The organism is Trinickia sp. (assembly GCF_051953955.1).
Taxonomy (GTDB): Bacteria; Pseudomonadota; Gammaproteobacteria; order Burkholderiales; family Burkholderiaceae; genus Trinickia.
Genome location: NZ_JBQCIF010000031.1, coordinates 91990 through 117015, shown reverse-complemented (window position 1 = coordinate 117015; position 25026 = coordinate 91990). Strand labels below are relative to the sequence as shown.

Here is a 25026-nt window from a genome sequence, read left to right as displayed (position 1 = left end):
GGTTTTGAGATATTGAACGACGTATTCTCGATAGAGTGTGACGATATCGCGATATTGGATGTCGGTTTTCTACAGAGAATGACGCTTTTAGGCAAGACAGTGTCAACGCCCATCGTCTACATGCACGTCATTTTTGCTGGTTTGGGGCGTGTCAAGAAAAATACAATTAGGGTTCCTAAGGATAATGGATCGCGGCTCGATGGTTTATTTTTGCGCATCCATTCTGTTGATGCCGAGCGTGGCGACGAGGAATGGAGCCAAGCAGTAGCTCCGGCGGATGCAAGCCGGAGAAGAAGAGGAAGATGAGGAGCGCCAGCCGCCAACGCCATTCACGCTCCACAGCGGCGGGCAAATCGATGCCGTTCAAAAATTAAATACTCCGTTTTGGGAATTAGTCATATGAAAAAGATGAAGCTTCTGTTGCCGGCATTGGCGGTTACGCTTGCGGCGCCCGCATTCGCGCAGAATACCGTCACGCTTTACGGTGTAGTCGATGAAGGTTTCGACTTCACGAACAATGTGCGCGGCAATAAAGTCTATGAACTCCAATCCGGCTACGCGCAGGGTAGCCGTTGGGGGCTGAAGGGCACCGAGGATTTGGGCGGCGGCTTGAAAGCGGTGTTTCAGCTCGAGAACGGCTTCAACGTGAACAACGGCGCGCTCGGTCAAGGCACGCGCATGTTCGGCCGCCAGGCCTACGTGGGCCTCGCCAGCGACAAGTTCGGCACGGTCACGCTGGGCCGCCAGTACGATAGCCTGGTCGACTATCTCGCGCAGACGACGGCGAACGGCAACTGGGCGGGCTATCTGTTCTCGCACCCGTACGACAACGACAACACGGATAACTCGTTCCGCGTCAACAACACGGTGAAGTACGCGAGCCCGAGCTTCGCCGGCTTCCAGTTCGGCGGTACCTATAGCTTCAGCAACGACACGAATTTCGCCAACAACCGTCAATACAGCTTGGGTGCGCAATACGCAAACGGCGGGCTGCTGGTGGCAGCGGCTTACTTGCAGGCCAACAAGCCGGGCGCGACGACGGGTGGTGCGATCAGCAGCACGGGAGACTCGAATTTCTCGGCGGCGCTGCTGCGTGTGTTCGGCGCGGGGGTGAACTACAGCTTCGGCCCGGCGACGGTCGGCTTTGCCTACACCAACAGCTACATCACGCAGCCGACGAGCACCGTATATGCCGGCGCGATCACGCCTGCCGCCGGGACGCTGTCGAACCTGCGGTTCCAGAACTTCGAGTTGAACGGCAAGTATCAGATTTCGCCGGCGCTGTTCGTTGGTGCGATGTACACGTACACGCGCGCCAACTTCAATGCCACGACGGGCAAGGTGAGCCCGGTCTATCACTCGGTGGGCTTGATGGCGGACTACAACTTGTCGAAGCGCACGGACGTCTATGTTCAAGGCGGGTACCAACACGTCGGGGGCGACAAGACGGGCACTGTGCTCGACGTAGCTTATGTTCCGGGCGCGGCCGACGTATCGTCGAACCGCAATCAGCTCGTCACGCGCGTCGCGATCCGTCACAAGTTCTGACGTCATGACGGGCGAGCGGCTGTCGAAGCCGCGAGTCGTCGAGTAAAGAAGGGAGCCGCGCACTCATGCCGTGATGGCGTGACTGCGCGGTTTGTCGTCTGGCGGGGTGCGGCTGGGCGCCCTCTGAGCGCTTCACTCCCCCGCCGCGCGCTCGCGCGGCGGATTGATCCGCGTGGGGCCCGCCTGGGCTTCAATAGCCGCTTGCAACGACGGACGCCACCCGAGCGCGAACAGCGCTTCGGCGAGCACGAACAGCGGCCCGATCAGCAGTCCCATGACATCGTCGAAGAAAGCCGGCTTGCGATGCTCCCACGCGCTGTGCCCGACGAACTGGAAAATCCAGCCCACGACGAATAGGCCCGCGCCGATACCGAGCGTGGCCACCGTGCCGTACCGCTCGAGCCATGCGCCGCCCGCGACGCAGGTGGCACTCACGACCGCCATCGTCAAACCGAGCGGTACATCCAACACCAGGTAGTAGAGCGTCGCGCCGCCGAACAAAAGCCAAGCAGGCGAGATCGGCAGCGTCCCGGCCGTGACGATCACCGGCCGCGAGAGCAACACCGCGAGTGCCAGCACAATCAGTGGAATGCCGATGAAATGCGTTCCGATATTGCGTCGATCCCGATGGTAGGCAGCGTACTTCGTCAGTTGTTCCGTCAAGCTTCGCATGGATGCCCCGCAGTCAGGCGAAAACGCTATGATCGCGGAACCAAGGGGCCGCAAAAATTCGGGTAGCCGACAATTCGCTCGGAATGTGGCCAGGTTTGCCCATTTTTTCTATGTTCGGCTTCCAAGCCGTGACCCCGCGGCCATGCATCGCTCGATCGGCCCGATACGGAATACGACGCGCCCATGACCTCTCGCCCCTCGAGCCACGCGGCTTCGCGGCATAAACCGCTCGAAAACGCCGCCGCGCACGCGATGCTCGAACGGAGCGCCTGGTACCAGAGCGTGCCCGCACCGTTGCGCGAGGCATTGCGCAAGCACGGCCGCGTAGATGCACTGAATGCCGGCGAGTTCCTCTTCATGCGCGGAGATGCCTACGATGGTCTCTACTGTGTGCTGGAAGGCGCCATGCGTTTGGGCGCCGTTTGCGCGGACGGGCGCGAGACGCTGCTCGCGGTGATCAGCGTCGGACACTGGTTCGGCGAAATCGCACTGTTCGATCGTGGCGCGCGCACGCACGACGCTTACGCGGTGCGCGATTGCAGTCTTTTCCACGTACCCGGCGCGGCGCTCGATGCGCTGCTCCATGCTGAGCCTGCCTACTGGCAAGTCTTCGGGCTGCTTATGACGCATAAGCTTCGCCTCGCGTTCGAAGCCATCGAAGAGGCCGCGCTGCTGCCTGCACCCGCGCGCGTGGCACGGCGTCTATTGTTGCTGGCCGACGAATATGGCGAAGCGGCGGGCCTCAGCGGTACGGCAGGCAGGCCCCGGGCAATCAATACGCCCCAGGAAGACCTCGCGCTGATGCTGGCTCTGTCGCGCCAAACCGTGAACCAGATTCTTCGTCAATTCGAGCGCGAGGGACTATTGGCGTTGCGCTATGGCGAAATCGAGATCGTCGATCCGGAGCGACTGGCACTTCAGGGCGCACGAGCGGGTCGGTAGACGGCTTCGTCGCACGCACTGAAATGCACGTTTATGCACGTTTACTTTCTTGTTCATGCACGATAACATGCGTGCATGAACGAAGATCTCCCCCTCGCCCGGCGCGACGAAATCGCCGATCGGCTCGCGCAAGGCCAGTCTGTCGTGGCGGCCGTGCTCGCCGTCGAATTCAACGTATCCGAAGACGCCATTCGCCGCGACTTGCGTGCCTTGGCGGCGCAAGGCCGTTGCCGCAGAGTCTACGGCGGTGCGTTGCCGATTACGCCGGCATCTGCCCCCATGGCCGCCCGCATGGACGAAGCGCGCGCCCAAAAGGCGGCGCTGGCTCGCGCCGCCATCCCCCTGATTCAACGAGGCGAACTCCTGTTCCTCGATAGCGGCAGCACGAACCTCGCGCTGGTCGACCTATTGCCGGAGGACCGGGAACTCACCGTGGCAACGAATGCCGTCGACATCGCGGCCGCCGTGCTTCGTCGAGCCGATTTGCCGTTGATCATGATCGGCGGGGCGGTCGACCCAGCGGTAGGCGGATGCGTCGATGCAGCCGCTTTGCAGAGCGTCGCGAGATTGAATGTCGATCGCTGCTTCGTCGGTGCGTGCGCGATTTCGCCGAAGAGCGGCATCAGTGCATTTGGTCTTGCCGACGCCACCTTCAAGCGCGCGGTCGTCGAGGCCAGCGCGCACAGCATAGTGCTGGCCACCAACGACAAATTCGACGCTCGTGGGCCGCATCGCGTCGCGACGATGAAGGCCATCGAGTATGTGGTCGTCGAGCACGATTTGCCCCGTGCCGAGCACGCCGCTTTATCGAAAGCGGGGCCCTCGATCGTCAGAGCCGACCCATCAGCGAGCCTATGACCATGGAACGCGTATCCGCCATTCCCCCTGAAACGGCTTCGGATCTGCCGGCCGCTCGGCTTGCTACACGTCTTGCGTTCCTCGTCGCCGGCTTCGGCGTCGCATGCTGGGCACCGCTCGTGCCGTTCGCGAAGCAGCGGCTCGGAGTCGATGATGCCGTGCTCGGCATGCTGCTGCTCTGCATCGGCCTCGGATCGGTGATCGCCATGGTGATCACCGGCGCGCTCAGCGCCCGATACGGCAGCAAGCCCATCATCGTCGCCGCAGGCATCGTGCTCGCCGTCACCCTGCCAGTGCTGGCTGTCATCGGCACGCCGCTGACATTGGCTCTCGCGTTGCTCGCGTTCGGCGCGTCGCTCGGCTCGCTCGACGTCGCCATGAATATCCACGGCGTGGAGGTCGAGCGGGCGGAAGCTCGGCCGTTGATGTCGGGGTTTCACGCGCTGTTCAGCGTCGGCGGATTTCTCGGCTCCACGCTGATGACGTTTCTGCTTTCGGTGCATGTGGGGGCCCGCGTCAGCACGTTGCTCTGCGCGGCGCTCATGCTGGGTGCCATGGCGATTGCGCGGCCGCGCCTCATGCAAACGGCTCAGGCTCATGATGGTCCGCTGTTCGTCGCGCCGCGCGGCGTCGTGCTCGTACTCGCCGCGCTCGCGGCGATCACGTTTCTCGTCGAAGGTGCATTGCTCGATTGGAGTGCGCTGTTGATCACGCGCCAAGGGCTCGTCGCTGCCGCCCAGGGCGGGCTCGGCTATATGCTGTTCTCGATCGCGATGACCGCGGGGCGATTGGGGGGCGACGCGGTGACCGCGCGTTTCGGCGACCGATCCGTCATGTTTTGCGGTGGATTGGTCGCGACGGCGGGCTTCGTCGTGCTGCTGACGGCGCCGATCGCCGCCATGGCGATGCTCGGGTTTTTGTTGATCGGCTTCGGTGCATCCAACGTCGTGCCGGTGCTGTTTCGCCGTGCCGGCACTCAGCGTGCGATGCCGTCCGCGCTGGCAGTGGCGGCGATCACGACGACCGGTTATGCGGGAAACCTGGCCGGCCCTGCGGGGATCGGCTTCGTGGCGAACAAGGTCGGTTTGCCGGGCGCGTTTTGGCTGTTGGCCGCGCTCTTCTTTCTGGTCCCGTGTTGTGCTCGTCTGGTGACCGCAAGCCGATAGGGGTAGCGGTTCCCGCACCTGCGTTCGAATGCAGGTTTCCCCTAGGCAACTTTAAATCAATGGAAAGCGTTTACGGCCGTTAACGCGGATAAGGGGTGACGTAGCGCCGAAAAGCGCGGTGACCCCCGTGTTTTCATCGCACGAATCGAAGTACTTCCGCGGCGTCCAACATCATGTTCAAACTCAGCTTTTCGCAAAAGCTATGGCTACCGCTCGTCATCAGCCTTGGCGCGCTGCTCGTCGTCTCGGTGTCGGCGGCTTGGCAGGCGCGCGAGACGCGCATCACCGAGCGCAAGCACGATCTCACCAACGTCGCTCAAGTCGGGCTCAGCATCGTGAAGGACTATGCGTCGTTGGCGCAGAGCGGCGCCCTGTCCGAGGCGGATGCCCAGAAGCAGGCGCTCGACCGTCTCAGCAAAGTGCGATACGGGGAAGACGGCTATTTCCTCGTCATCAACTCCAAGCCGCAGATGGTGATGCATCCGATCAAGCCGGCGCTCGACGGTAAGGATCTGGCCGGTACCACCGATGCCGACGGCCGTCACCACTACGTGACGTTCGCCTCGGTGGCGCGCAATCCGGAGGGCGGATTCGTCGACTACGTGTTTCCGCATCCGGGCGCGACGGCGGCCCAGGCGGTGGGCAAGATCGGCTACGTCCTGCGCTATGAGCCGTGGGACTGGATCATCGCAACGGGCGCCTACGTCGACGATATCGATGCAGCGTTCATGCGCTCGGTGTGGCAGTTGGGCGCAATCTTCATCACGCTATCCGTGCTGCTGATCATGCTCGTCGTCATCACGAATCGCAGTTTGCTGCGTACGATCGGCGGCGACCCGGCCTACGCGGCGAACGTTGCGGAAGCGATCGCCGCGGGGGATCTCACGATTACGATTCGCACGCGCGAAGGCGACACGTCGAGCCTGCTGGTCGTGATGCAGCGGATGCGCGAAGCGCTGACCGGTGTGATCGGCCAAATCAAGCATGCGGCCGATAACGTCGCGACCGGGGCGAACGAAATCGCGAACGGCAACGCGGATCTGTCGTCGCGTACCGAGAGTCAGGCGGCCTCGCTTCAGCAGACGGCATCGAGCATGGAACAGATGACGGCGATGGTGCGTCAGACGGCTGACCACGCGCGCACGGCCAGCGACATCGCGGCCGGCGCGGCGGCAGTCGCGAATCGCGGCGGGGAGATGATCGCCGAAGCGGTGTCGGCGATGAACGGCATCTCGAAGGAATCGGGGCGCATGGTAGAGATCATCGCCACGATCGAAGGCATCGCGTTTCAGACCAACATCCTCGCGCTCAACGCGGCGGTGGAGGCGGCACGTGCCGGAGAACAGGGCAGGGGCTTCGCGGTCGTCGCCGGCGAAGTGCGTGCGCTCGCCCAGCGCAGCGGAGGGGCTGCGAAGGAAATCCGCGATCTGATCAGCCGCTCGGTAAACCGCATCGGCAGCGGGGCTACGCTAGTCGAAAATACCGGGGCGACGATCGAAGACGCGCGCGATGCGATCGCGCGCGTCACCGCAGTCGTGCAGGAGATTGCTTCGGCGGCGGCCGAGCAAAGCGCGGGTCTCGACCAGGTGAATCTTGCCGTGACCCAAATGGACGGGATGACTCAGCAGAACGCCGCACTCGTCGAAGAGGCCGCGGCCGCCGCACACTCGCTCAATGAGCAAGCGCTGACGCTGCAGCGTGCGGCGGCACGCTTCAAGTTCGAGAACGAGAGCCGGGCGACGCAGCTTTCCTGATCGATACGAGCCCCTGCTGACGTTGCGGCCGCTGGCCACGATCGCTGCGTCTGAATACTACCAATTGTTAGAGCGTCGCAGGTCGCAACACTCGACCCTTGGGTACCTTACTTGATCTTGACCACGACTTTACCCTTCGCGCGTCCTTGCGCAAGGTACTCAAGCGCTTCCTTTGCTTGTTCGAACGGAAAGACTTTGTCGATCACAGGATGGATACGTTCGGATTCGAGTAGTTTGCCGATCTCGGCGAGTTGAGCACCGTCGGGGCGTACGAAGAGAAATGAGTAGGTGACATCCCGCTTCCTCGCAAGACGCATGATCTTGCGGCTCATCAGGCCGAATACAAACTTCAGGGCGAAGTTCAGCCCGCGAGCACGGGCGAACGCTGCGTCCAGCGGCCCGATAAGAGAGACGATCTTCCCTCCCGGCTTCAAGATTCCTACCGATTTTTCAACCGCGTCACCCCTAATCGTGCCAAGCACCACATCGTAATCGCGCAGCACTTTCTCGAACGCTTGCTTCTTGTAGTCGATTACTTCGTCCGCGCTCAGGCCTTTCACCAACGGGATATTACCCGTGCTGGTATTGGTTCCCACCTTGGCGCCAAAATGTTTGGCCAGTTGGATCGCCAATGTTCCAATACCGCCGGACCCTGCGGGAATGAACACCTTCTGACCCGGCTGGAGATTGGCCCGCTCCTTCAGTGCTTGCCATGAAGTGAGCCCGACCATTGGAACCGAGGCGGCCTGCACGAAGTCCAGATTAACCGGTTTCGGGGCTGCAGCGCTCTCCGGTACCACGGCAAATTCGGCGATAGATCCTCTTCCAAGGTCGAACAGACTTGCAAAGATGGCGTCGCCTTTCTTGAAGCGAGTGACGCGGCTGCCAACATCGATCACGATGCCGGCCAGATCGCTGCCCATGGTCGCGGGCAGTTGGACCTTCAAGACGGGTTTGAACATTCCCGTCGTAATCATGTTGTCGATCGGGTTCACCCCCGCGGCGTGCACCTCAACCAGCAGTTCGTCGGGCTTGAGCGTGGGGCGCGGCATTTCGGCGAACCCGATCTCGGGTGATTTGCCATAGCGTTTGAATGTGAGCGCCTTCATGTTGCGCTTGCTCCGATGATGCGTTGTATTCGCGAGAGACTTCATACGCCACAGGTCCACAAAGTATTCATTGCGATAGAAACTCCAGTGCCGTGGGTACGAAGGCTTGCGCACCAGGCCCGGCGCCTTGAGCGACGCATCCTGCGCCACGAAGCCGCCAAGCGAGAAGCCGAGCAGATCGCGAAAAGTCCAGAATTGGCTGACCAGATAACCACGTGCTCCATGGATTTCTACGCCACTGAACCCAGCCTTCCTGCAAATGGCCGCGCTGCGCCCGAAGCGTCGTATCCGTCGTTCCGCCGTTTGCTGCAATGAATAGTCAGGCGCGCAACTGATAACGCTCGGCCGCGTGTGCTTGTCGAATGTCCGACAGCAGTTCCTGGCGAGCGCCATCCAGCGCGTCCCACCGCCCGGCTACGTGCAGCGGCGGGATCGTGACCAGTTCGCGACGGTCGAACCCGATCAGTGCCGCATCGACCAACTCGCCCACTTCCATCACCTCGGGCAGCGTGTTCACGTCGACCCCGACGCGCTCCCAAATCTCCGTGCGCGTCGCCGCCGGCAGGACGGCCTGCACGTAAACGCCCTTGGACGACAACTCGAGATTCAGGCCCTGCGACAGGAACAGGACGAATGCCTTGGTCGCGCCGTAGACCGACATGCCGAACTCGGGTGCGAAACCCACCACCGAGCCAATGTTGACGATGGAGCCGTTACCGGACTGCACAAAGCGTGGAGCGACCGCTGCTGCAAGCCGCGTCAGCGCCGTCGTGTTGAGCGTGATCAGGCGTTCGATGCTTTCAGGGGTTTGCTGCAGGAAGCCGCCCGACTCGGCCACGCCGGCATTGTTAATCAGAATTCCTATTCGATCGTCGTCGCGCAGACGAGCCTCGAGCGCGGACAGATCGGTGGACCGGGTCAGGTCGGACTGCAGCACTTCGACGGCCACACCGCTTTCCTCACGCAGGCGCGCTGCCAACGCATCGAGTCGCGCCTTGTCACGGGCGACTAGGACGAGATCATGGCCACGCTGAGCGAAGCGCTCGGCGTAGGTGGCACCGATGCCGCTGGAGGCGCCGGTGATAAGGACTGTCGGAAGCGTGGTCATGGGTACTTTCCTTTGCAAGGGTTCTTCTGGCGGAGGCTCAATCAAGGGCACGAGCCATAGCCGGAAATCGTCGGGTAATCGATGTAGCCCACCGCCCCACCGCCCCGCCGCCATAGAGCGTCGCCGGGTCGCGTTGCGTTGGGGTGCGCTGTGCTTCAGGCGTTCGACCAGGTCCGGGTTGCTGATAAACGGACGGCCGAACGCACGAAGGGGCGGGTCAGCGGCGCCATGACGACGCGATGGGTGAGCTTCAGGCCACCGAGGGCGTACGGCTCGAAAAGCGTTTTCTCTGACATGGTGTTCCGGTGTCTGGTGGTGGAATTGGCTTAATGATGACGATCATAATCTGACGTGTCAAGGCTTTGATGACGACCGACATCAATGTATAGTCAGGCCATCCGACAGGAACGCGCCGCACGGAGAGGAAAAGTGAAAGTCACCAAGGCACAGGCCCAAGCCAACCGGGCCCACGTTGTTGAAACAGCGTCGACGCTGTTCAGGGAGCGCGGTTTTGATGGGGTCGGCGTAGCTGATCTGATGGGTGCGGCGGGGTTCACCCACGGGGGCTTCTACAAGCACTTCCGCTCGAAAGCCGATCTGATGGCGGAATCGGCAGCCTGCGGCATGGCGCAGACCGTTGCGCTGTCGGCCGGGGTAGACGCATCGGAATTCGTGCGACTGTATCTCGCGCGCGAACACCGCGACTCGCGCGCAACCGGCTGCACGATGGCCGCGCTGGGCGGGGATGCCGCGCGTCAACCCGAAGCGGTCCGGGCCATATTCGCGGACGGAATCGAAAAACTGCTGGCGGCGTTAATCCAAGAACGTGATTCGTCAGACGGCGCAGACTTGGCGGGGATGCGAGCCGACTGCCTCGACATCATGGCGCATGCGGTTGGCGCGATGGTGTTGTCGCGCGCGTGCCCGGATGATTCTCAACTGGCCGACGAAATCCTGACGGTATGCCGCGACAAGATTCTCGCGACACTGGGGCCGTCGGCGACAGCACGCGAACCGGCGCACGATCATGGTAACGACAGATCCGCTAAGCAAACGTGACATGGGGCACCGATAGCCCCGTACTGGACGGTTTTGCATTTTCGAGACGCGCATGTCGGCTTTTAACGTTCCGAGCGAGAAGCGGCCACGCGCGGCGACCCATCGGCGTTGGCCGCGCGCCGCACACGCTTTTTCGTCACCATGACGCGAACCCCGAGCAGCTGCTGCGCCTCGTTCGCTCGTTCGTCAACCTAGCTTGAAGAAGCTCACGGTGGTATGCAGCTCGCGCCCTTGCGTCTTCAACGATTGCGATGCGGCGGCGATCTCTTCCACGAGCGCTGCGTTCTGCTGCGTCGATTGATCCATCAGCGAGACGGCTTGATTGATTTCGTCGATCGAGCGGCTCTGATCGTGCGCCGAGGCCGATATTTCGGCCGTAATCGTGGCCACGTTGCCGATCGCGTCAGTCAGTTCCGCGATGGTGCGCCCGGCCAGATTCACCTGTTGCGCGCCCGCTCTGACGTTTTCCACCGATGCATCCAGCAGAACCTTGATTTCCTTCGCCGCAGTGGTCGAACGCTGTGCGAGGTTGCGCACTTCGGAAGCGACGACGGCGAAGCCTCGGCCGCTTTCACCGGCACGGGCCGATTCGACCGCGGCATTCAACGCGAGAATGTTCGTCTGGAACGCGATGCCTTCGATTATCGCGACGATGCCCTCGATCTTCCCCGATTGTTCGACCGCCGTGCTCATCGTTTGAGCCGCGGTCGAAACGGCTTCGTTGCCCCGGCGCGCGACTTGCACCGCACCGGCCGCGACGTTGTTCACATTGCTTGCCTGCGAGGCCGTCTCGCGCACCGTGCTCGCAAGCTGTTCCATCGTCGCCGCCGTTTGCTGGATCGACGCGGCCTGCTGTTCCGTGCGCGCGGACAAATCGCCGTTGCCCATGGAAACCTCGCCGGCGGCGACCTCGAACTCGCGGCTGCTTGCCATCACCTTGACCAACACGCCGTGCAACTTCTCGACGAAGGCGTTGAACTGCGTCGCAAGCAGCCCGACTTCGTCGTGGCTGTCCTGCGGCAGGCGTCGAGTCATGTCGCCGTCGCCGACCGCGATCTCGCGCATGGAACTGGCAAGGTGGCGCAACGGCGACGTCATGCGACGGCCCAGCGCGATGGTGATGGCTAGCACGATGGCCAGCACGAGGAGACCGCTGCCGATCAACATGAATGTCAAGCGATTGGCGCCGGCCATCATTTCCGCATTGGGTACGAGTGCGTAGTACTTCCAGCCGTTATGCGGCGACGTATAGACATACGCGCGATAGTGGGTGCCGTCCATGTCCACCGTGGCCAGACCGTCCGCTGCTTCGGCCAGTTGCCGATAACCGCCGCCGAGGCTCTTGAGTTCCTTGAACCCGTGTGTTTTGTCGCGCGGATCGATCAAGATCTTGCCGCTGCCGTCCGCCACCATGACGTACCCGGTTTTGCCGAAGTGGATGCTGCTCATGGCCTTGGCGAACGCATCGAGCGTGATGTCCGCCTCGACTGCGCCGATGACCTCGCCCTGGGCGTTCGTCAACGTCTTCGAGAACGAGATGCACACGCCACCCTCGCTCGCCGCATTGAGGTAGGGTGCGGGCCTGACGACCTTGCCGGGCGTCGCCATCGCGAGCTGGTACCAGGGCCTCACGCGCGGGTCGTAGTGGCCGCTGGGGAAGCTTTCGATCGGCCACTGCACGTAGCCGCCCGCTTTCGTGCCCACGTCGAGGTAGCGCAGGCTGGGATGGCTGTCGCCGAATTGCTTGAACGTGTTGAAGATCGCGGTCTCGACCGGGCCATGACCATCCGCGGTCATTTCACCGTGCGTGAAATAGTTCGTGAGCGTGTCGTCCGCCGCCTGAATTTGCGGGAGCCCCGTGATGTAGTTGAGATTGTCCTCGAATTCACGGAACGTGCCGTCGAGCGATTCGTCGGCTTGGCTGATCTTGGCACTACTCGAACTTTCGAATGCATCGACTGCTTGCTGCCGCACATTTACCGCGCCCACGGTGGTCAACATCACTACCGTGATCGCTAGTGCGGCGCTCGATACCGCGCTGATCTTGAATGCAATCGAAGATGGGAACTTCATTTGTCGAAGACTCAGGTTTCAGGGAAATCACTGGCGGGCGAGCGTAGGACACGCTCGGCGCCCAGAAAGAAGTACTGACTGGGTTGTCGGCAAATCCTGGCCGATAGTTGAGCGCGGGAAGGGGTGGGCGAGGGTTAACCCACCCGAGAAGGGGCTTTTAATGAATCAATCGTACTTGAGCGATAAATACGCTCTCGCCCCGGTTATTTAGGTGCGGCTTGACGTGGATCGTCATGACCGAGCCGGCGAATGCGGCCGGTGAACAGAACGACCGCGGCCACCACGGGGAGGATCAAAAACCCTTCCAGGATGTCCGGGTCGAGCGACAGATGGGCAGCGTGAAGCGCACGCAGCGCCGCGCCGGAAAGATTGAGAACGTAGTAGGAGATGGCCGCCACCGATAAGCCTTCGACGGCATGCTGCATCCGCAGCTGGGTTCTTGCCGTGCGGTTCATGCCCTCGAGCAGCGCCGTCGTATGTTCTTCCTGCGCGAGATTGACGCGTGTCCGCAGCAAATCGACGGCGCGCGCGACGCGCGTCGCCGATTGCTGATGGCGAGCCCAGACCGAACTACAGGTTTGCATGGCGGGCAGAAGGCGGCGCTGCATGAATTCGGCAATGGTCGGAAAGCCCTCGATTCGCTCTTCCCGAAGCTCGGCAATGCGGGCGAGGACGAGCTTTTCGTAAGCTGCCGATGCGCTGAAGCGCGTTTCGAGGCCCGCGTTTGCCTGAATCTGGCCCGCGAGGCGCGTGAGTTCGCGCAGCAGATAGGCGTCGTCGCAATCGTCGCCCGGTTGTTCCATCCGCCGCATGAAAACGGAAAGCGCCCCATCGAGCTTGCCTAGGAACTGACTGTGACGCCGCGCGTCGGGGAGGGCGAGCAGCGCCATCATGCGGTATGTCTCGATCTCGAACAGGCGCTGAATGAGACGGCCGGCTTGCGCCTCGCGGAATCCGAGGTCGAGTATGAGAAATCGCGAGAAGTGATCGTCGTGCACGAGCCAGTCGCAGTAGACTTCGCCGCCCGTGAGCACTTTGGTGCCGACGAGCACGGGTCCCGGCAGCAGCGCGTGAGCCTGCTTGCGGATTTGCGCCGCATCCTCGCCGCAACGCAGTTCGGCATGTACGGCCACTAAGACGCTTTCTCGGAGCAAGGCGAGCCACGAATCGGGAAGATCCCTCATGGCCGAGCCGCTGAACAATTTATCCTGTGCCCCGCTCCGAACGAACGTGAACGTGGAGAATTCCGTATGTTTTTCCCACTTGATTTGCCAATCGCCCTTTTTCGCTGTGTAGTGATTGTGCTGCGGCGTCGGCGCGGGAAGCCCCATGGCGCTGGCCAAGCTGGCGAGCAGGCGGTCGTGGATGTCTTCGTCGCGCTCGGAATAAACGGCGAGATGGCTCAATGACGCGGGCCCGTCGATCCGGAGAAACGGGCGGGCGTGCAGTTCTTTCGAGAGCGGATCTCTGAGCGGATGGTTGAGCGACGAGAACATGGGTTGTATCGATGACCGGGCGTGACAGTGTAGCGTGCCAATATGGCAGTTGGCAGCACGGGATCGACATAGCCGTCATTGAACGCGTGGGCACGCGGTTGTGCCGAAAAACGCCAAGTTACCGGCGCACGCAGCATAAGCGGCCGTTATGTTCGACGGTATCATGTCCCGGTGACGCCGCAAGGCGGCGGGCCGAATGACGCAAGCATGTAGTGCCGGAGGATCCGAATGCCATCACGTCCCAAAGAGATACAAGCGTTTATCGACGCGGCGCGTATCCTCTTCGCGGCCGAGTCGATAACGCGGGAGGCTCGTGCGTTGGCCACCGAAATATTCACCCTCCTCGAGCGAGAGAGCCGATTCCGCTTCGAAAAGCGCGAGCGCTTCCCCGCGTGCGACTGGCTCGACGAGACGCTGCAGCCGTATCTGAATGCCGACGATGCATATGGTCGAATCGCAAGAAGCATCAAAGCGCTCGAACCGTTCATCGGCTGGTCGAGACGGATGACCGCCGCGAACGCGAGCGAAAATTTCCTCGAAGGCCACGCGAACGGCATGATTTGCGGCCCGGGCGGCATCGAGGAGCGGCAGGATCTTCAGTTGGGTTTTACGGTGATGAAGCCCGATGTCCGCTATCCCGATCACAGCCATCCACCCGAGGAAGCGTACGTGCTGATGACGCCGGGCCAATTCCGCAAGGACCGAGGGCCGTGGCTTTCGCCGGGAATCGGCGCCGGCATTCATAACGCTCCAGGCGCGGTTCACGCAGTGCGCTCCGACGAAAATGCGCTTCTGGCGTTGTGGTGCTTAAAGATATGAAAAACGGCGGTCATCCGTTGGAGGCGATGGCGAGCGCGGGTGCCGTCGACGTGCCGGAAACGTGCCGACCGGAATGGCGCGCAATGGCGATGTCCGCGACGCTGTCTTCCTCGAAGAAAAACTTTTTCGCACCGAACGCGGGCTTGAGCTCATGGAGCCAGGTCGCTGTCGGATCGAACCTGGCGTAGAACGGCCTACGCACCCAATCGGGGTTCCGTGCCTGCAGGAACTGAAGCGCGAACACCTTCTCGCCGCCGATATCGACGATCCCGTCGATGACGACCTTGCCGGGGAATGCGCTCATCGATGGGCCGCGGACCGTCCGCGCGAGTCCCGATACCGTTTGGTAAGCGGCCTGAAAAATCTCATAGGCTTTCGCGAGCGGCAATTGAAAATAGTGGCTGGGCCCGGTATCGCGCTCGACGAACATGTAGTACGGGATGGCGCCGAGCCGCACGCCCGTCGTCCAGAGTTCCGCCCAGCCCTTCGGATCTTCGTTGATGTGGCGAATCAGCGGCGCCTGCATGCGCAGCGTCGCGCCGGAGGAGACGATACGCTTGACCGCGCGTTGCGCGATGGCGGGCCGCAATTCCGCCGGGTGATTGTAGTGGCCCATGATCGCGAGGTTCTTGCCTGCGGCGACGACTTTTTCGAACAGGCGCATGAGGTCATCCGAATCCTTGTCCGTCACGAAGCGCTGCGGCCAGTACGAGACCGATTTGGTGCCGATGCGGATGTTCTGGATATAAGCGAGCTCGGGTGCCAGCAGCGGTTCGATGTATCCCGCGAGCGAGCGCGTGTTCATGATCAGCGGATCTCCGCCCGTGATCAAGACGTCGGTCACTTCGGGGTGCTGCTTCAGATAGGCAACCAGCTCATTCGATTCCTTCGCATCGAACTTGAGATCGTCCATGCCGACGAATTGCGGCCAACGGAAGCAGAACGTGCAATAAGCATGACAGGTCTGTCCGGCGCTCGGGAAGAACAGCACGGTTTCCTTGTATTTGTGCTGTAGACCGCTGACGGGTCGCCCATCGAGAAAGGGGACGTTGTGCGTCAGCTGGCCGGCGGGATGAGGATTCATCCGCATGCGGATCGCCCGCACGGCTGCTTCGATGGCGGCCTCGTCCTTCTTTTCGAGCACGAGATCTTTCAGATGCGAATACTCGGCCGGGGCAAGCATGTCCCGATGCGGAAACGTCAGGCGATAGATCGGATCGTTCGGGATATCGGTCCAATCGATCAGTTCTTCCATGACGTATTGATTCGTGCGGAACGGCAAGACGCGAGAGACGACTTGCACGGCTTCGCGCAACTCATTGGAGAGCAACTGCCATTGCGGGGCCTGGTTGATCGTTTGGCGCGTATAGGGCTTGAACTTTACGGGAAGCGCTTCGTTGGACATCATGCTCCTCCAATTTTAAAGATGACGTTTGCCTAAAAATAAGGAGTACGAATGAAATCGATACAAAAGAATTCATCGTCATCGAGCGGTCGAGGCTGCCGCATCGGCCCATCAAACAGGCGAGCCGAAGCCGCCGCCGGCGGAAATGGAAGCGGCCGACAAGCGATGCGACTGGAGCGATCTACCGCGATATGGAAGACATTGTTGCGATATGGTTCGCCGTGAGCAAACGATATAAACTCGCGACGTTGTGCGTTCGAGGAAGGATCCGTGAGACGAAAGATTCCGAGTATCGAGGCCCTTATCGCATTCGAGGCAGCGGCCCGGCACCTCAGCTTCACCCGCAGCGCGGATGAACTCGCGCTCACGCAAAGCGCCGTTGGACGGCAGGTCGCGATCCTCGAGGAGTACCTGGGCGTCGCGCTCTTCAATCGGGTCAAGAAGCGGCTCAGTCTTACGGAGGTCGGCCAGCTCTATGCGAAGCAGGTTCGGCTCAATCTCGAGAGGATGGAGCGCGACACGCTGGCGGCGATGGCCCATCAGGATGCGGGTGGCGTACTCGAACTCGCGGTCATTCCCACATTCGCTACGCGCTGGTTGATTCCGCGTCTTCCTCAGTTCTACGGCGCGCATGAGCACATCACCATCAATCTGGCGACGCGTGCGGAGCCGTTCCTGTTTACCGACACGCAGTTCGACGCCGCGATTCACTTCGGCGATCCGATTTGGCCCGGTGCGATCGCCAAGCATTTATTTGGCGAAGAGATGACGGCGGTGTGCAGCCCGCAGCTGATGAAGGGCCGCGCGAGCGTGGAACCCCATGAGGTCCAGAATTTCACGTTGCTGCACCAGTCGGCGCGGCCCGATGCATGGCGGCAATGGCTCATGCAGGCGGGCGTGCACGATGCGGACGGCATGAAAGGTCAGCGCTACGAGCTTTTTTCGATGCTCGTCGAAGCGGCGCGTGCCGGCTTGGGCGTTGCCCTCGTGCCTCGATTCCTCGTTTCGCACGAGTTGGCCACCGGCGAGCTCGTGTGTCCTTGCGATCTGCTTTTACAGAGCGAGAAGGGCTACTACCTCGTGTATCCCGAACATAAGCAGAATTCGCCATGGTTGCGGGCGTTCGAGGCATGGCTGCTATCCGCGGCGAGCCGGTACGTCGAACGCGGCGGTGCATAGGGTGCGAGCCGGCGGGCACGAGGGATGCTCAGCACTGGTGCGCGCGTCGATCGCCTGTGCAATGAGTCCGCGGACATTCGGCTGATCGCAGTCCATCGGGCGCGCTCGCGAATGATCGGGAAAACAAGCAACGCGTTCGTGTGAAGCCGACGACATCACTACTGGCGGTCAGTTTCTTCGCAGCCGATGTGCAGGCGGGCGCAGGGCCGTTCCTCGGCATTTATCTGCAGGCACACGGGTGGCACGCCGATTCGATCGGCACCATTCTGACGGTGGGGGCGATCGTCGGCATGCTCGTGACGGCGCCCGCGGGTGCGCTCGTCGATGCCATCTACCATCGGCGTTTGGTCGTCGTCTGCGCCAGTGCCCTTACGATCGTCGCGGCGGTTGTGATTTGGCTGTCCCAGGACTATTGGCCGATCATGTCCTCGCAAATCGCGACGGCCGTCGCGGGCTCGACCATGGGCACCGCCCTCATGGGATTGACGCTCGGCATCACGGGGCGACGAAACTTCGACCGGCAATACGGGCGCATCCAAGTAGCCAACCATGCCGGGAACATTGCAGCAGCGGCGTTATCGGGAGCGGCCGGATGGTGGTTCGGCATTTCCTATGTCTTCGTGCTGAGCGCGATATTCGGTGTCGCGTGCATCGCCTCGGTGCTGCTGATTCCCGCGCGCGCCGTCCACCGGCACTATGCTCGCGGCCTTGCGCACGAGGACGAGAAAGATCGATCGCAAGTGCGGGCGGAGCGCGTGCGCGTCTTGCTGCACAACCGTCCGCTGCTGCTGCTCGCCATCGCACTGGCGGCCTTCGATCTCGGCAATTCCGCCATGTTGCCGCTCTACAGCCTTGCAGTCTCGGCGCGTCACCATGGGGCGGCAAGTCAAATCACGGCAGCGAACATCGTCATTTCTCAGGTGGTGATGTTGATTGCGGCTGTCTACGCCTATCGCATCATTCGCCGCTGGGGCTTCTGGTGGGTCATCTTCGCGACGCTGTTGACGTTGCCGCTGAGGGGCGTGGCCGCGGCATGGCTCACGACGCCGTGGGGCATCGTGCCCGTGCAGATATTCGACGGTCTCGGATCGGGCCTGCTGAGTGTCGCGGTGCCGGCACTCGTCGTGCATCTCTTGCACGGCAGCGGTCGGGTCAATCTCGGTCAAGGGGCGGTGAAGGGCATACAAGCGGCCGGCGGCAGCCTGAGCCCGTTGTTGGGCGGATGGCTCGCCAACAGGTTCGGATTCTCGACGGCATTCATTGTGCTCGGAAGCCTCTCGGCGATCTCGCTCGCCGTATGGGTCATGCAGGGCGTGACGATACGCCGAGCCTTCGATACGCGCCGCGACGAACTGGACAAGATGGCCGACGTCGATACGTCGGCGTTGTTTCAGTGACGACGGCCCGAATGCAAAGGCCGCCGCACGCCGTTAGATGCGTTCGAGAATGACGGCGATTCCTTGTCCCACGCCGATGCACATCGTGCAGAGCGCATATCGTCCGCCTTTGCGCGCGAGTTCATAGGTAGCCGTCGTCGCGAGACGCGCACCGGATGCGCCGAGCGGGTGCCCCAGTGCGATGGCGCCGCCATTCGGATTGATTCGCTCGTCGTCGGCGGCCAGATCGAGTGCGCGCGTCACGGCGAGCGCCTGCGCCGCAAACGCTTCGTTCAGCTCGATGACGGCCATTTGATCGAGCTTCAATCCCGCTACCTTCAACACCTTGCGCACAGCGTCGATCGGGCCCACGCCCATGATGCGCGGCGCCACGCCGGCCGTCGCCATTGCGACGACGCGCGCACGCGGCCGCAAGCCGTATTGCGATGCGGCCCGTTCGTTCGCCAGCAACAGCGCGCAGGCGCCGTCGTTGACGCCCGATGCGTTGCCGGCCGTGACCGTGCCGTCGGGGCGGACCACGCCTTTTAGCTTGGCGAGCGCCTCTAGCGTCGTCGCGCGTGGGTGTTCGTCCTTCGTGACCACCAGCGGATCGCCTTTCTTCTGCGCGATCGTGACGGGGACGATCTCGTCATCGAACCGGCCGCTCTCTTGCGCCGCCGCCGTCCGTTGCTGACTGCGCAGGGCAAAGGCGTCCTGGTCCGCACGATCGATGCCGAATTCGGCCGCTACGTTTTCCGCCGTTTCCGGCATCGAATCGACTCCGTACATCGCGCGCATCGCCGGATTGACGAAGCGCCAGCCGATCGTCGTGTCTTCGATTTTGGCCGCTCTGCTGAACGCGCTTTCTGCCTTCCCCATGACGAACGGCGCGCGGCTCATGCTTTCCACCCCGCCCGCGATCATGAGGGCGGTTTCACCGCTCTTGATGGCGCGCGCCGCGATGCCCAACGCATCGAGCCCCGAGCCGCACAAGCGATTGACCGTGCTGCCGGGTACGTCGACCGGCAAACCGGCGAGCAGCGACGCCATCCGTGCGACGTTGCGATTGTCTTCGCCGGCCTGGTTGGCGCAACCGTAGATGACGTCGTCGATTGCGCTCCAATCCACGTTGGCGTTGCGTTCCATCAACGCCTTGATCGGAATTGCGCCGAGGTCATCGGTGCGGACGACTGCCAGTGCGCCGCCGTAACGTCCGATAGGTGTCCTGATCGCATCGCAAATGAAGGCGTTTTCCATCGAGAATCCTTGCTGTGAGCGTGAATACGGGTTTGACGGTGTGCCGCCACGCGAGCAAGCGATGGCGTTCGATTGCTCAATCTTGGAGACGCCCAACTTGACCGTCAAGTGCGATTAACAGAATACTGTGCGATCATCGAACAACGATGCATGGACACCTTGGGTAATCCTCAGAGGAAAAAATGGCAAGAACGAGCGATCGTCGCGCACCGGAAGCGGCAATGAAAGCGGAAGCGGAAGCGGAAGCGCAAGAGCACATGCCGGCAGCGCGCGTCGAACAGGAAAACGACCAAGCACCGGAGGCTGCCTCGGCCGGCGATCCGAACTTCATGACGTCGCTCGAGCGAGGGTTGGCGGTGCTGCAAGCCTTCTCGCAAGAGCGACGCGTATTGACGACTTCTCAAATCAGCCAGCGGACGGACATTCCGCGCGCCGCCGTCCGGCGTTGCCTCTATACGTTGGCCAAGCTCGGGTTCGTCGCCGAGGACGAGAACCGGCTGTTTTCGCTGCGGCCGCGCGTGTTGAAACTCGGCCATGCGTATCTCGCGGGGACTCCGCTCGCGAATGCAGCACAGCCCGTGTTGCGTCATATCAGCAGCACGCTCAACGAATCGGCGTCGGTTGCGATTCTCGACGGCGACGAGATTCTCTACATCGCGCGAGCGCCGATATCGCGCATCATGTCGATCGACATTCACGTCGGCACCCGGCTCCCGGCTTTCTGCACGTCGATGGGCCGCGTGCTGCTCGCGCATTGCAGCGCCGAAGTGCTCGATGCGTATTTCGATCGTGCGAAATTCATTCAATACACGCCGCGCACGATCGTCTCGCGGGACGGTTTGCGCGATACGCTCGCGTCCGTGCGGGCGAATGGATATGCGCTCGTCGACCAGGAACTGGAGATCGGGCTTCGGTCGATCGCGGTGCCGATCTACGGCACCGAGGGAAGAGCGATCGCCGCGCTCAACGTCGGCGTGCAGGCGGCTCGCCTATCGATTGCGGAAATGGAGAGCCGCATCCTGCCGGTGTTGCGCGAGGGGGCTCAGGAGTTGGCGTTGCTGGCTGTTTGAGAGCAGAGGGGCCCACTCGAAAGGACCGATCCCAAACGTCGCCCACTGGCGTTTGCGCCTCAAGGGCGCACGTTGGTCCCAATGCTTCGAATGCCTTATCAAGTGCGTGTACGCGATGGCTTCGCGTATCGATGCACTTTTGCGCCGGTTGACCACCTTGCGGCACGCGAGACGATTACTTTGACCGAGCATTTCATTGCTAATCATTCGGCAGGCCCCATCGCTACACGCATCGCCACATAGTGCGAGCAAGGTAAAAATGCATTTCCAAACTTTTAGCGGCAAGACGGTATCCATATTGGCACTCGTTGCTGCCTATGCATTGACGCCACTTCCTGCGTCGGCAGCCACCGTCATCGGGCCTTCGGAGCAGCCGCAGATTTCCATGAGCGGCAGCGATGCCATCGATTGCAATCGGGCCGTGCAAGGACTTCCAGCGGTTACCCAGCAGCAGGTGCCGTGCAAGGACTCCGTGCAAGAAAAAGCATGGTCCGACGCGCGGCAGCGGCGCTCCGAACAGGCATTGCGAGACAAAAGATTGCGAGAGCAGCGGCTGCGCGCCGAGCGATTACAGGCGCAGCAACTGCGAGATGAACGAATCCACGAAGAACGAATTCGCGATGAGCGGGTGCACGACGAGCGAGTGCACGAGGCGCGGTTGAGGGAGGAGCGAGTGCACGAACAACGATTGCGGGACGCACGATCGCACTAGCGCTGTTCGGCGAGCACGCGCAGCGCGAGCTCCGAAGTGCGTTTGATATGTGCCCGCGATGCCGCGGCCGCCGTCTCCCCGTCGCCGCGCTCGATTGCATCGAGCAGCGCATTCATTTCTCGATTCGACTCCTCGCTGCGGCCCGGCGTGGCGATCGTCATCGCGCGCAGCCGATTGATCCGTGCGTTCAGCGATTTCACGACGCTCAGCGAGACCACTTTGCCCGCGCCATTGAACATCGCATCGTAGAACGCTTCGGTATGCTCGAGCACGCGCGGCACGTCGCCCTCCGCAAACGCGCCTTCTATCTCTCTGCGGATCGCGCGCAACCGCGCGATCAACTCCGGCGTCGCCCGTTCGGCGCACGCTTGCGCCGCGTGCGCTTCGAGCAAACTGCGCAACTCGTATATCTCACCGACCTGGCTCGGGTCCAGCCGCGCGACGATCGGCCCCTGGCGCGCGACGATCTCAACCAGACCTTCCGTTTCCAAATGCCGCAACACTTCTCGCACGACGGTGCGGCTTACCCCTAGTTCGTCGCACAGCGTTCGCTCGACCAGGCGCGCACCCGGCTTGAAATAGCCTTGCACGATCGCACCGCGGAGTTTATCGAGCGTGAGTTCTCTGAGCGTCTTGGCCGTTCGGTCTATTTTGAGGTCTGACATGGCGTAAGAAGGGTGGGCGAGCCGTTGTTCGCCTGTGCCGGCCCATCGGGCGGCATGTTGGCATTCCGTATTATCGACGATCTCGGCCCGCCCGCCATGCGTTGCCGGCGATGGGGCCGTTTCCCGGAGCCACGGCCCGCACCGCAAACGCCAGAAGCATGCCAGGCGAGGCGTTCACTCTATCATGGTATTCCATAATATCTCCGCCTCTTTGTGCGCCATAAGCTGGTATACCATAATCTCAACCGATGGCATCCGCGGCGCTGCGCCGGGTCAGGAGAACTGTTATGAAGCTGGAAGTGCGCAAACTGGTCACGTATCTCGAGGACACGTTCATCGAAGGCGGTAAGGCCGCCCCCCGTCCTCTGAAGCTGTTCGCGGCCGCTGCCGTGCTTCGCAATCCGTGGGCGGGGCGTGACTTCGTCGAGGACTTGAAGCCCGAGATTCACGGCCTGGCGCCCCAATTGGGCGAATTGCTGACGGGCGAGATTCTGCGCGTCGCGGGTTCGGGCGAGGCCGTCGAAGGCTATGGCAAGGCCGCGATCGTCGGCACGTCGGGCGAACTCGAGCACGCTTCCGCGCTGATCCATACGCTGCGCTTCGGCAATCACTATCGGCAGGCGGTGGGCGCCAAGAGCTATCTGGCGTTCACGAACGTGCGCGGCGGCCCCAACTGCCCGATCTCGATCCCGCTGATGCACAAGCACGACGAAGGAATGCGTTCGCACTATTTGACGGTGCAGTTCTCGATCGTCGATGCCCCCGCGCCCGACGAGCTCGTGGTCGCGCTCGGCGCATCGATCGGCGGGCGGCCGCATCACCGCATCGGCGATCGCTATCAGGACTTGAAGGAGCTCGAGTCCAATGAAGCCTGAGCGCTCGCTGGGCCGCGACGCGACGAGCGGCGATGCCGCCGGCACGCGCTATAGCGTCTACGCGCCGCAGGCGGGCGACGCACGCGAGACGGTAGTGCTGATCCACGGCGTCGGCATGAACCACAGCGTCTGGTCGCCACAGATCGGCGCATTGACCGCGCACTATCGCGTCGTCGCCTATGACATGCTCGGTCATGGCGGCAGCGCGCTGCCGTCGGCCGCGCCGACGCTCGACGAATACGCCTCGCAACTGGAACGCCTGCTCGATGCGTTGCGGATCGAGCGCGCGCACGTCGTCGGTCATTCGATGGGCGCGCTGATCGCGCTGGAATTCGCATTGACGCGCCCTGGCCGGACCCGCAGCGTCGTCGCATTGAACGCGGTGTACGAGCGCACGCCCGGCCAGCGCGAAGCGGTCATGAACCGCGCCGCCACGTTGAACGATGCACCGGCCGCGGCCGGCATCGATGCGACGCTCGAACGCTGGTTCGGCGATCCCGTCCCCGGTCATTTGACGAAGGCGGCCGAGGCCGTGCGCGAACTGCTGTCGACCGTCGATCCCGTCGGCTATGCACGCACCTATCGATTGTTCGCTCGCTCCGACGATGCCCATGTCGGCCGGTTATCGCGCCTCGCGGTGCCTGCGTTGTTCCTGACGGGCGAATGCGATGCGAACTCGAATCCGGCGATGTCGCTGGCGATGGCGGCTGCCGCGCCGCACGGCCGCGCAGACATCATCGCCAACGAGCGCCACATGATGAACCTGACCAACCCGGCGCAAGTGAACGACCGGTTGCTCGAATTTTTGCGGAGCGCGTCGACCGTGAGCACGGTGGGCGACCGAGATGGCGACGCCGGAGGATGCCACCATGACTGAGACGATTCAAGAACGCACGATCGATACCGCCGAATTTCGCCGCGCACTCGGCGCGTTCGTGACGGGCGTGACGGTCGTGACGACGATCCAGCCCGACGGTTCGCCGCGCGGCTTCACGGCGAATTCGTTTACGTCGGTTTCGCTCGATCCGCCGTTGATCCTCGTTTGCATCGCGAAGACGGCATCGAGCTACGCGGTGTTTTCGCAGACGAATCATTTCGCGATCAGCGTTCTCGCCGAAGACCAGAAGGCAGTGTCGGGCGTTTTCGCCTCGAAGGCCGCGGACAAGTTCTCGCAAGTGGCCTGGCACAAGCGCGTCACGGGCGCGCCGGTGATGGACGGCGCCGCCGCAAGCTTCGATTGCGCGACGCATGAAGTCGTCGATGCGGGCGACCACATCATTTTGATCGGTCGCGTCCTAGACTTCATTCATACGGCGTCGTCGCCGCTCGGCTATTGCCGCGGCGCTTACGTGAACTTCAGCCTGTCGCTCGATGCATTGGCCGCGGCGGGGCCTCGCGCGCACGTCGGCGCGATCCTCGAGCATCGCGACGGCCTCGTGCTGCTCGAAACCGCTCACGGGTTGCAGTTGCCGACGGGTGCGAGGCTCGAACCGGAAAGCGACGCCGCGAGTTTGCTCGGTGTGCTTAGCAAGCTGGGGCTCAAAGTGCATCTGGACTTTCTTTTCGCGGTTTTCGAAGCGGGCAGCGGCCCCGCGCCGGGCGTGCAGATTTACTACCGCGGGCGCGTGAAGAACGACATCTCGCCGCAGTCGGGCGGCCCGATCCGAATCGTCCCGTTGCCGCAGATACCGTGGGACGCGATTCCCGACGACGCCGTGCGCTCGATGCTTCAGCGCTACGTGCGCGAGCGCAGCGAGGATGCATTCGGCATCTATGTAGGCGATACGGAGACCGGCACGGTGCAACCGCTCGCGCCGGCTCACTGAACACCCACGCGCGGCGAACGGCGTTCCGCGGTACGTAAGCCCACTGCGAACTAAGCC

At 62.3% G+C, this 25026-nt stretch carries 24 protein-coding genes and 1 pseudogene; 15 read left to right on the top strand and 10 right to left on the bottom strand.

Going from position 1 to position 25026, the window contains the following annotated elements; genetic code table 11:
• A partial coding sequence (locus ACTHNZ_RS07180; protein ID WP_440541805.1) for a hypothetical protein occupies positions 1–306 on the top strand: 306 nt, incomplete at its 5' end.
• Between the two features lie 102 nt (positions 307–408).
• The gene (locus ACTHNZ_RS07175) at positions 409–1548 is read left to right on the top strand and encodes a porin (protein ID WP_440541813.1); all 1140 of its coding nucleotides are present in this window, start codon (positions 409–411) and stop codon (positions 1546–1548) included.
• A 132-nt stretch (positions 1549–1680) separates the two neighbouring features.
• Here the strand turns inward: ACTHNZ_RS07175 and ACTHNZ_RS07170 are convergent, their stop codons facing one another.
• Positions 1681–2220, bottom strand: coding sequence for an Mpo1 family 2-hydroxy fatty acid dioxygenase (locus tag ACTHNZ_RS07170; protein ID WP_440541804.1), 540 nt, complete (start codon positions 2218–2220; stop codon positions 1681–1683).
• Positions 2221–2472: 252 nt separating this feature from the next.
• Between ACTHNZ_RS07170 and ACTHNZ_RS07165 the strand changes: the two genes are divergently transcribed.
• From ACTHNZ_RS07165 to ACTHNZ_RS07150, 4 genes are all read left to right on the top strand, one after another.
• Positions 2473–3162: a Crp/Fnr family transcriptional regulator gene (locus ACTHNZ_RS07165; RefSeq protein ID WP_440541812.1), complete on the top strand. Its 690-nt coding sequence runs from the start codon at positions 2473–2475 to the stop codon at positions 3160–3162.
• A 75-nt stretch (positions 3163–3237) separates the two neighbouring features.
• Entirely contained in the window at positions 3238–4020 is a 783-nt protein-coding gene (locus ACTHNZ_RS07160; RefSeq protein ID WP_440541803.1) for a DeoR/GlpR family DNA-binding transcription regulator, read from the top strand.
• A gap of 2 nt (positions 4021–4022) precedes the next feature.
• Positions 4023–5186: an MFS transporter gene (locus tag ACTHNZ_RS07155; RefSeq protein ID WP_440541802.1), complete on the top strand. Its 1164-nt coding sequence runs from the start codon at positions 4023–4025 to the stop codon at positions 5184–5186.
• 173 nt (positions 5187–5359) lie between these two features.
• Positions 5360–6940, top strand: coding sequence for a methyl-accepting chemotaxis protein (locus ACTHNZ_RS07150; protein WP_440541801.1), 1581 nt, complete (start codon positions 5360–5362; stop codon positions 6938–6940).
• 107 nt (positions 6941–7047) lie between these two features.
• Here the strand turns inward: ACTHNZ_RS07150 and ACTHNZ_RS07145 are convergent, their stop codons facing one another.
• The 4 genes and pseudogenes from ACTHNZ_RS07145 to ACTHNZ_RS07130 form a co-directional block, all read right to left on the bottom strand.
• Positions 7048–8049 (bottom strand): NADP-dependent oxidoreductase, encoded by a 1002-nt coding sequence (locus ACTHNZ_RS07145; RefSeq protein ID WP_440541811.1) that lies wholly within the window; start codon positions 8047–8049, stop codon positions 7048–7050.
• Positions 8050–8247: 198 nt separating this feature from the next.
• A pseudogene (locus ACTHNZ_RS07140) lies at positions 8248–8442 on the bottom strand (oxidoreductase); the annotation flags it as partial.
• The gene (locus ACTHNZ_RS07135; RefSeq protein ID WP_440541800.1) at positions 8369–9157 is read right to left on the bottom strand and encodes an SDR family NAD(P)-dependent oxidoreductase; all 789 of its coding nucleotides are present in this window, start codon (positions 9155–9157) and stop codon (positions 8369–8371) included. The gene ACTHNZ_RS07135 and the pseudogene ACTHNZ_RS07140, both read right to left, overlap by 74 nt.
• A 155-nt stretch (positions 9158–9312) precedes the next feature.
• Positions 9313–9453, bottom strand: a complete 141-nt coding sequence (locus tag ACTHNZ_RS07130; protein ID WP_440541799.1) for a hypothetical protein — start codon at positions 9451–9453, stop codon at positions 9313–9315.
• A 133-nt stretch (positions 9454–9586) separates the two neighbouring features.
• On the opposite strand from ACTHNZ_RS07130, the gene ACTHNZ_RS07125 reads away from it, so the two are divergent.
• Positions 9587–10216 (top strand): TetR/AcrR family transcriptional regulator, encoded by a 630-nt coding sequence (locus tag ACTHNZ_RS07125; RefSeq protein WP_440541798.1) that lies wholly within the window; start codon positions 9587–9589, stop codon positions 10214–10216.
• Between the two features lie 186 nt (positions 10217–10402).
• Here the strand turns inward: ACTHNZ_RS07125 and ACTHNZ_RS07120 are convergent, their stop codons facing one another.
• Both ACTHNZ_RS07120 and ACTHNZ_RS07115 read right to left on the bottom strand, forming a co-directional pair.
• Entirely contained in the window at positions 10403–12289 is a 1887-nt protein-coding gene (locus tag ACTHNZ_RS07120; RefSeq protein WP_440541797.1) for a methyl-accepting chemotaxis protein, read from the bottom strand.
• 203 nt (positions 12290–12492) lie between these two features.
• On the bottom strand, positions 12493–13785 hold the full coding sequence (locus tag ACTHNZ_RS07115) for a DUF3422 family protein (protein WP_440541796.1): 1293 nt from the start codon (positions 13783–13785) through the stop codon (positions 12493–12495).
• Positions 13786–14013: 228 nt separating this feature from the next.
• Here ACTHNZ_RS07115 and ACTHNZ_RS07110 point away from each other — a divergent pair, with 228 nt between their 5' ends.
• Positions 14014–14604 carry a dimethylsulfonioproprionate lyase family protein gene (locus ACTHNZ_RS07110; RefSeq protein WP_440541795.1) on the top strand — a complete coding sequence of 197 codons (591 nt, stop codon included), beginning with the start codon at positions 14014–14016 and terminating at the stop codon, positions 14602–14604.
• A gap of 10 nt (positions 14605–14614) precedes the next feature.
• On the opposite strand, the gene ACTHNZ_RS07105 is transcribed toward ACTHNZ_RS07110, so the two are convergent.
• Positions 14615–16009, bottom strand: a complete 1395-nt coding sequence (locus ACTHNZ_RS07105) for a KamA family radical SAM protein (protein WP_440541810.1) — start codon at positions 16007–16009, stop codon at positions 14615–14617.
• Between the two features lie 270 nt (positions 16010–16279).
• On the opposite strand from ACTHNZ_RS07105, the gene ACTHNZ_RS07100 reads away from it, so the two are divergent.
• Together ACTHNZ_RS07100 and ACTHNZ_RS07095 are read left to right on the top strand one after the other, a co-directional pair.
• Positions 16280–17188, top strand: coding sequence for a LysR family transcriptional regulator (locus tag ACTHNZ_RS07100; RefSeq protein ID WP_440541794.1), 909 nt, complete (start codon positions 16280–16282; stop codon positions 17186–17188).
• Between the two features lie 140 nt (positions 17189–17328).
• On the top strand, positions 17329–18585 hold the full coding sequence (locus ACTHNZ_RS07095; protein WP_440541793.1) for an MFS transporter: 1257 nt from the start codon (positions 17329–17331) through the stop codon (positions 18583–18585).
• A 33-nt stretch (positions 18586–18618) separates the two neighbouring features.
• Here the strand turns inward: ACTHNZ_RS07095 and pcaF are convergent, their stop codons facing one another.
• The gene (gene pcaF / locus ACTHNZ_RS07090; RefSeq protein ID WP_440541792.1) at positions 18619–19821 is read right to left on the bottom strand and encodes a 3-oxoadipyl-CoA thiolase; all 1203 of its coding nucleotides are present in this window, start codon (positions 19819–19821) and stop codon (positions 18619–18621) included.
• A gap of 221 nt (positions 19822–20042) precedes the next feature.
• Here pcaF and ACTHNZ_RS07085 point away from each other — a divergent pair, with 221 nt between their 5' ends.
• The gene (locus ACTHNZ_RS07085; RefSeq protein WP_440541791.1) at positions 20043–20891 is read left to right on the top strand and encodes an IclR family transcriptional regulator domain-containing protein; all 849 of its coding nucleotides are present in this window, start codon (positions 20043–20045) and stop codon (positions 20889–20891) included.
• A gap of 259 nt (positions 20892–21150) precedes the next feature.
• Positions 21151–21603, top strand: a complete 453-nt coding sequence (locus ACTHNZ_RS07080; protein ID WP_440541790.1) for a hypothetical protein — start codon at positions 21151–21153, stop codon at positions 21601–21603.
• Here the strand turns inward: ACTHNZ_RS07080 and ACTHNZ_RS07075 are convergent.
• Complete coding sequence (locus ACTHNZ_RS07075) at positions 21600–22268, bottom strand: GntR family transcriptional regulator (protein ID WP_440541789.1); 669 nt, start codon at positions 22266–22268, stop codon at positions 21600–21602. The genes ACTHNZ_RS07080 and ACTHNZ_RS07075 overlap by 4 nt on opposite strands.
• Positions 22269–22555: 287 nt before the next feature.
• Here ACTHNZ_RS07075 and ACTHNZ_RS07070 point away from each other — a divergent pair, with 287 nt between their 5' ends.
• From ACTHNZ_RS07070 to ACTHNZ_RS07060, 3 genes are read left to right on the top strand one after another with little or no spacing between them, the layout of a single operon-like run.
• A complete protein-coding gene (locus ACTHNZ_RS07070) occupies positions 22556–23143 on the top strand; it encodes an amino acid synthesis family protein (protein ID WP_440541788.1) in 588 nt (195 codons plus the stop codon).
• A complete protein-coding gene (locus ACTHNZ_RS07065; protein WP_440541787.1) occupies positions 23133–24020 on the top strand; it encodes an alpha/beta fold hydrolase in 888 nt (295 codons plus the stop codon). Before ACTHNZ_RS07070 ends, ACTHNZ_RS07065 begins: the two co-directional genes overlap by 11 nt.
• Complete coding sequence (locus ACTHNZ_RS07060; RefSeq protein ID WP_440541786.1) at positions 24013–24969, top strand: flavin reductase; 957 nt, start codon at positions 24013–24015, stop codon at positions 24967–24969. Before ACTHNZ_RS07065 ends, ACTHNZ_RS07060 begins: the two co-directional genes overlap by 8 nt.
• Positions 24970–25026: the final 57 nt, after the last annotated feature.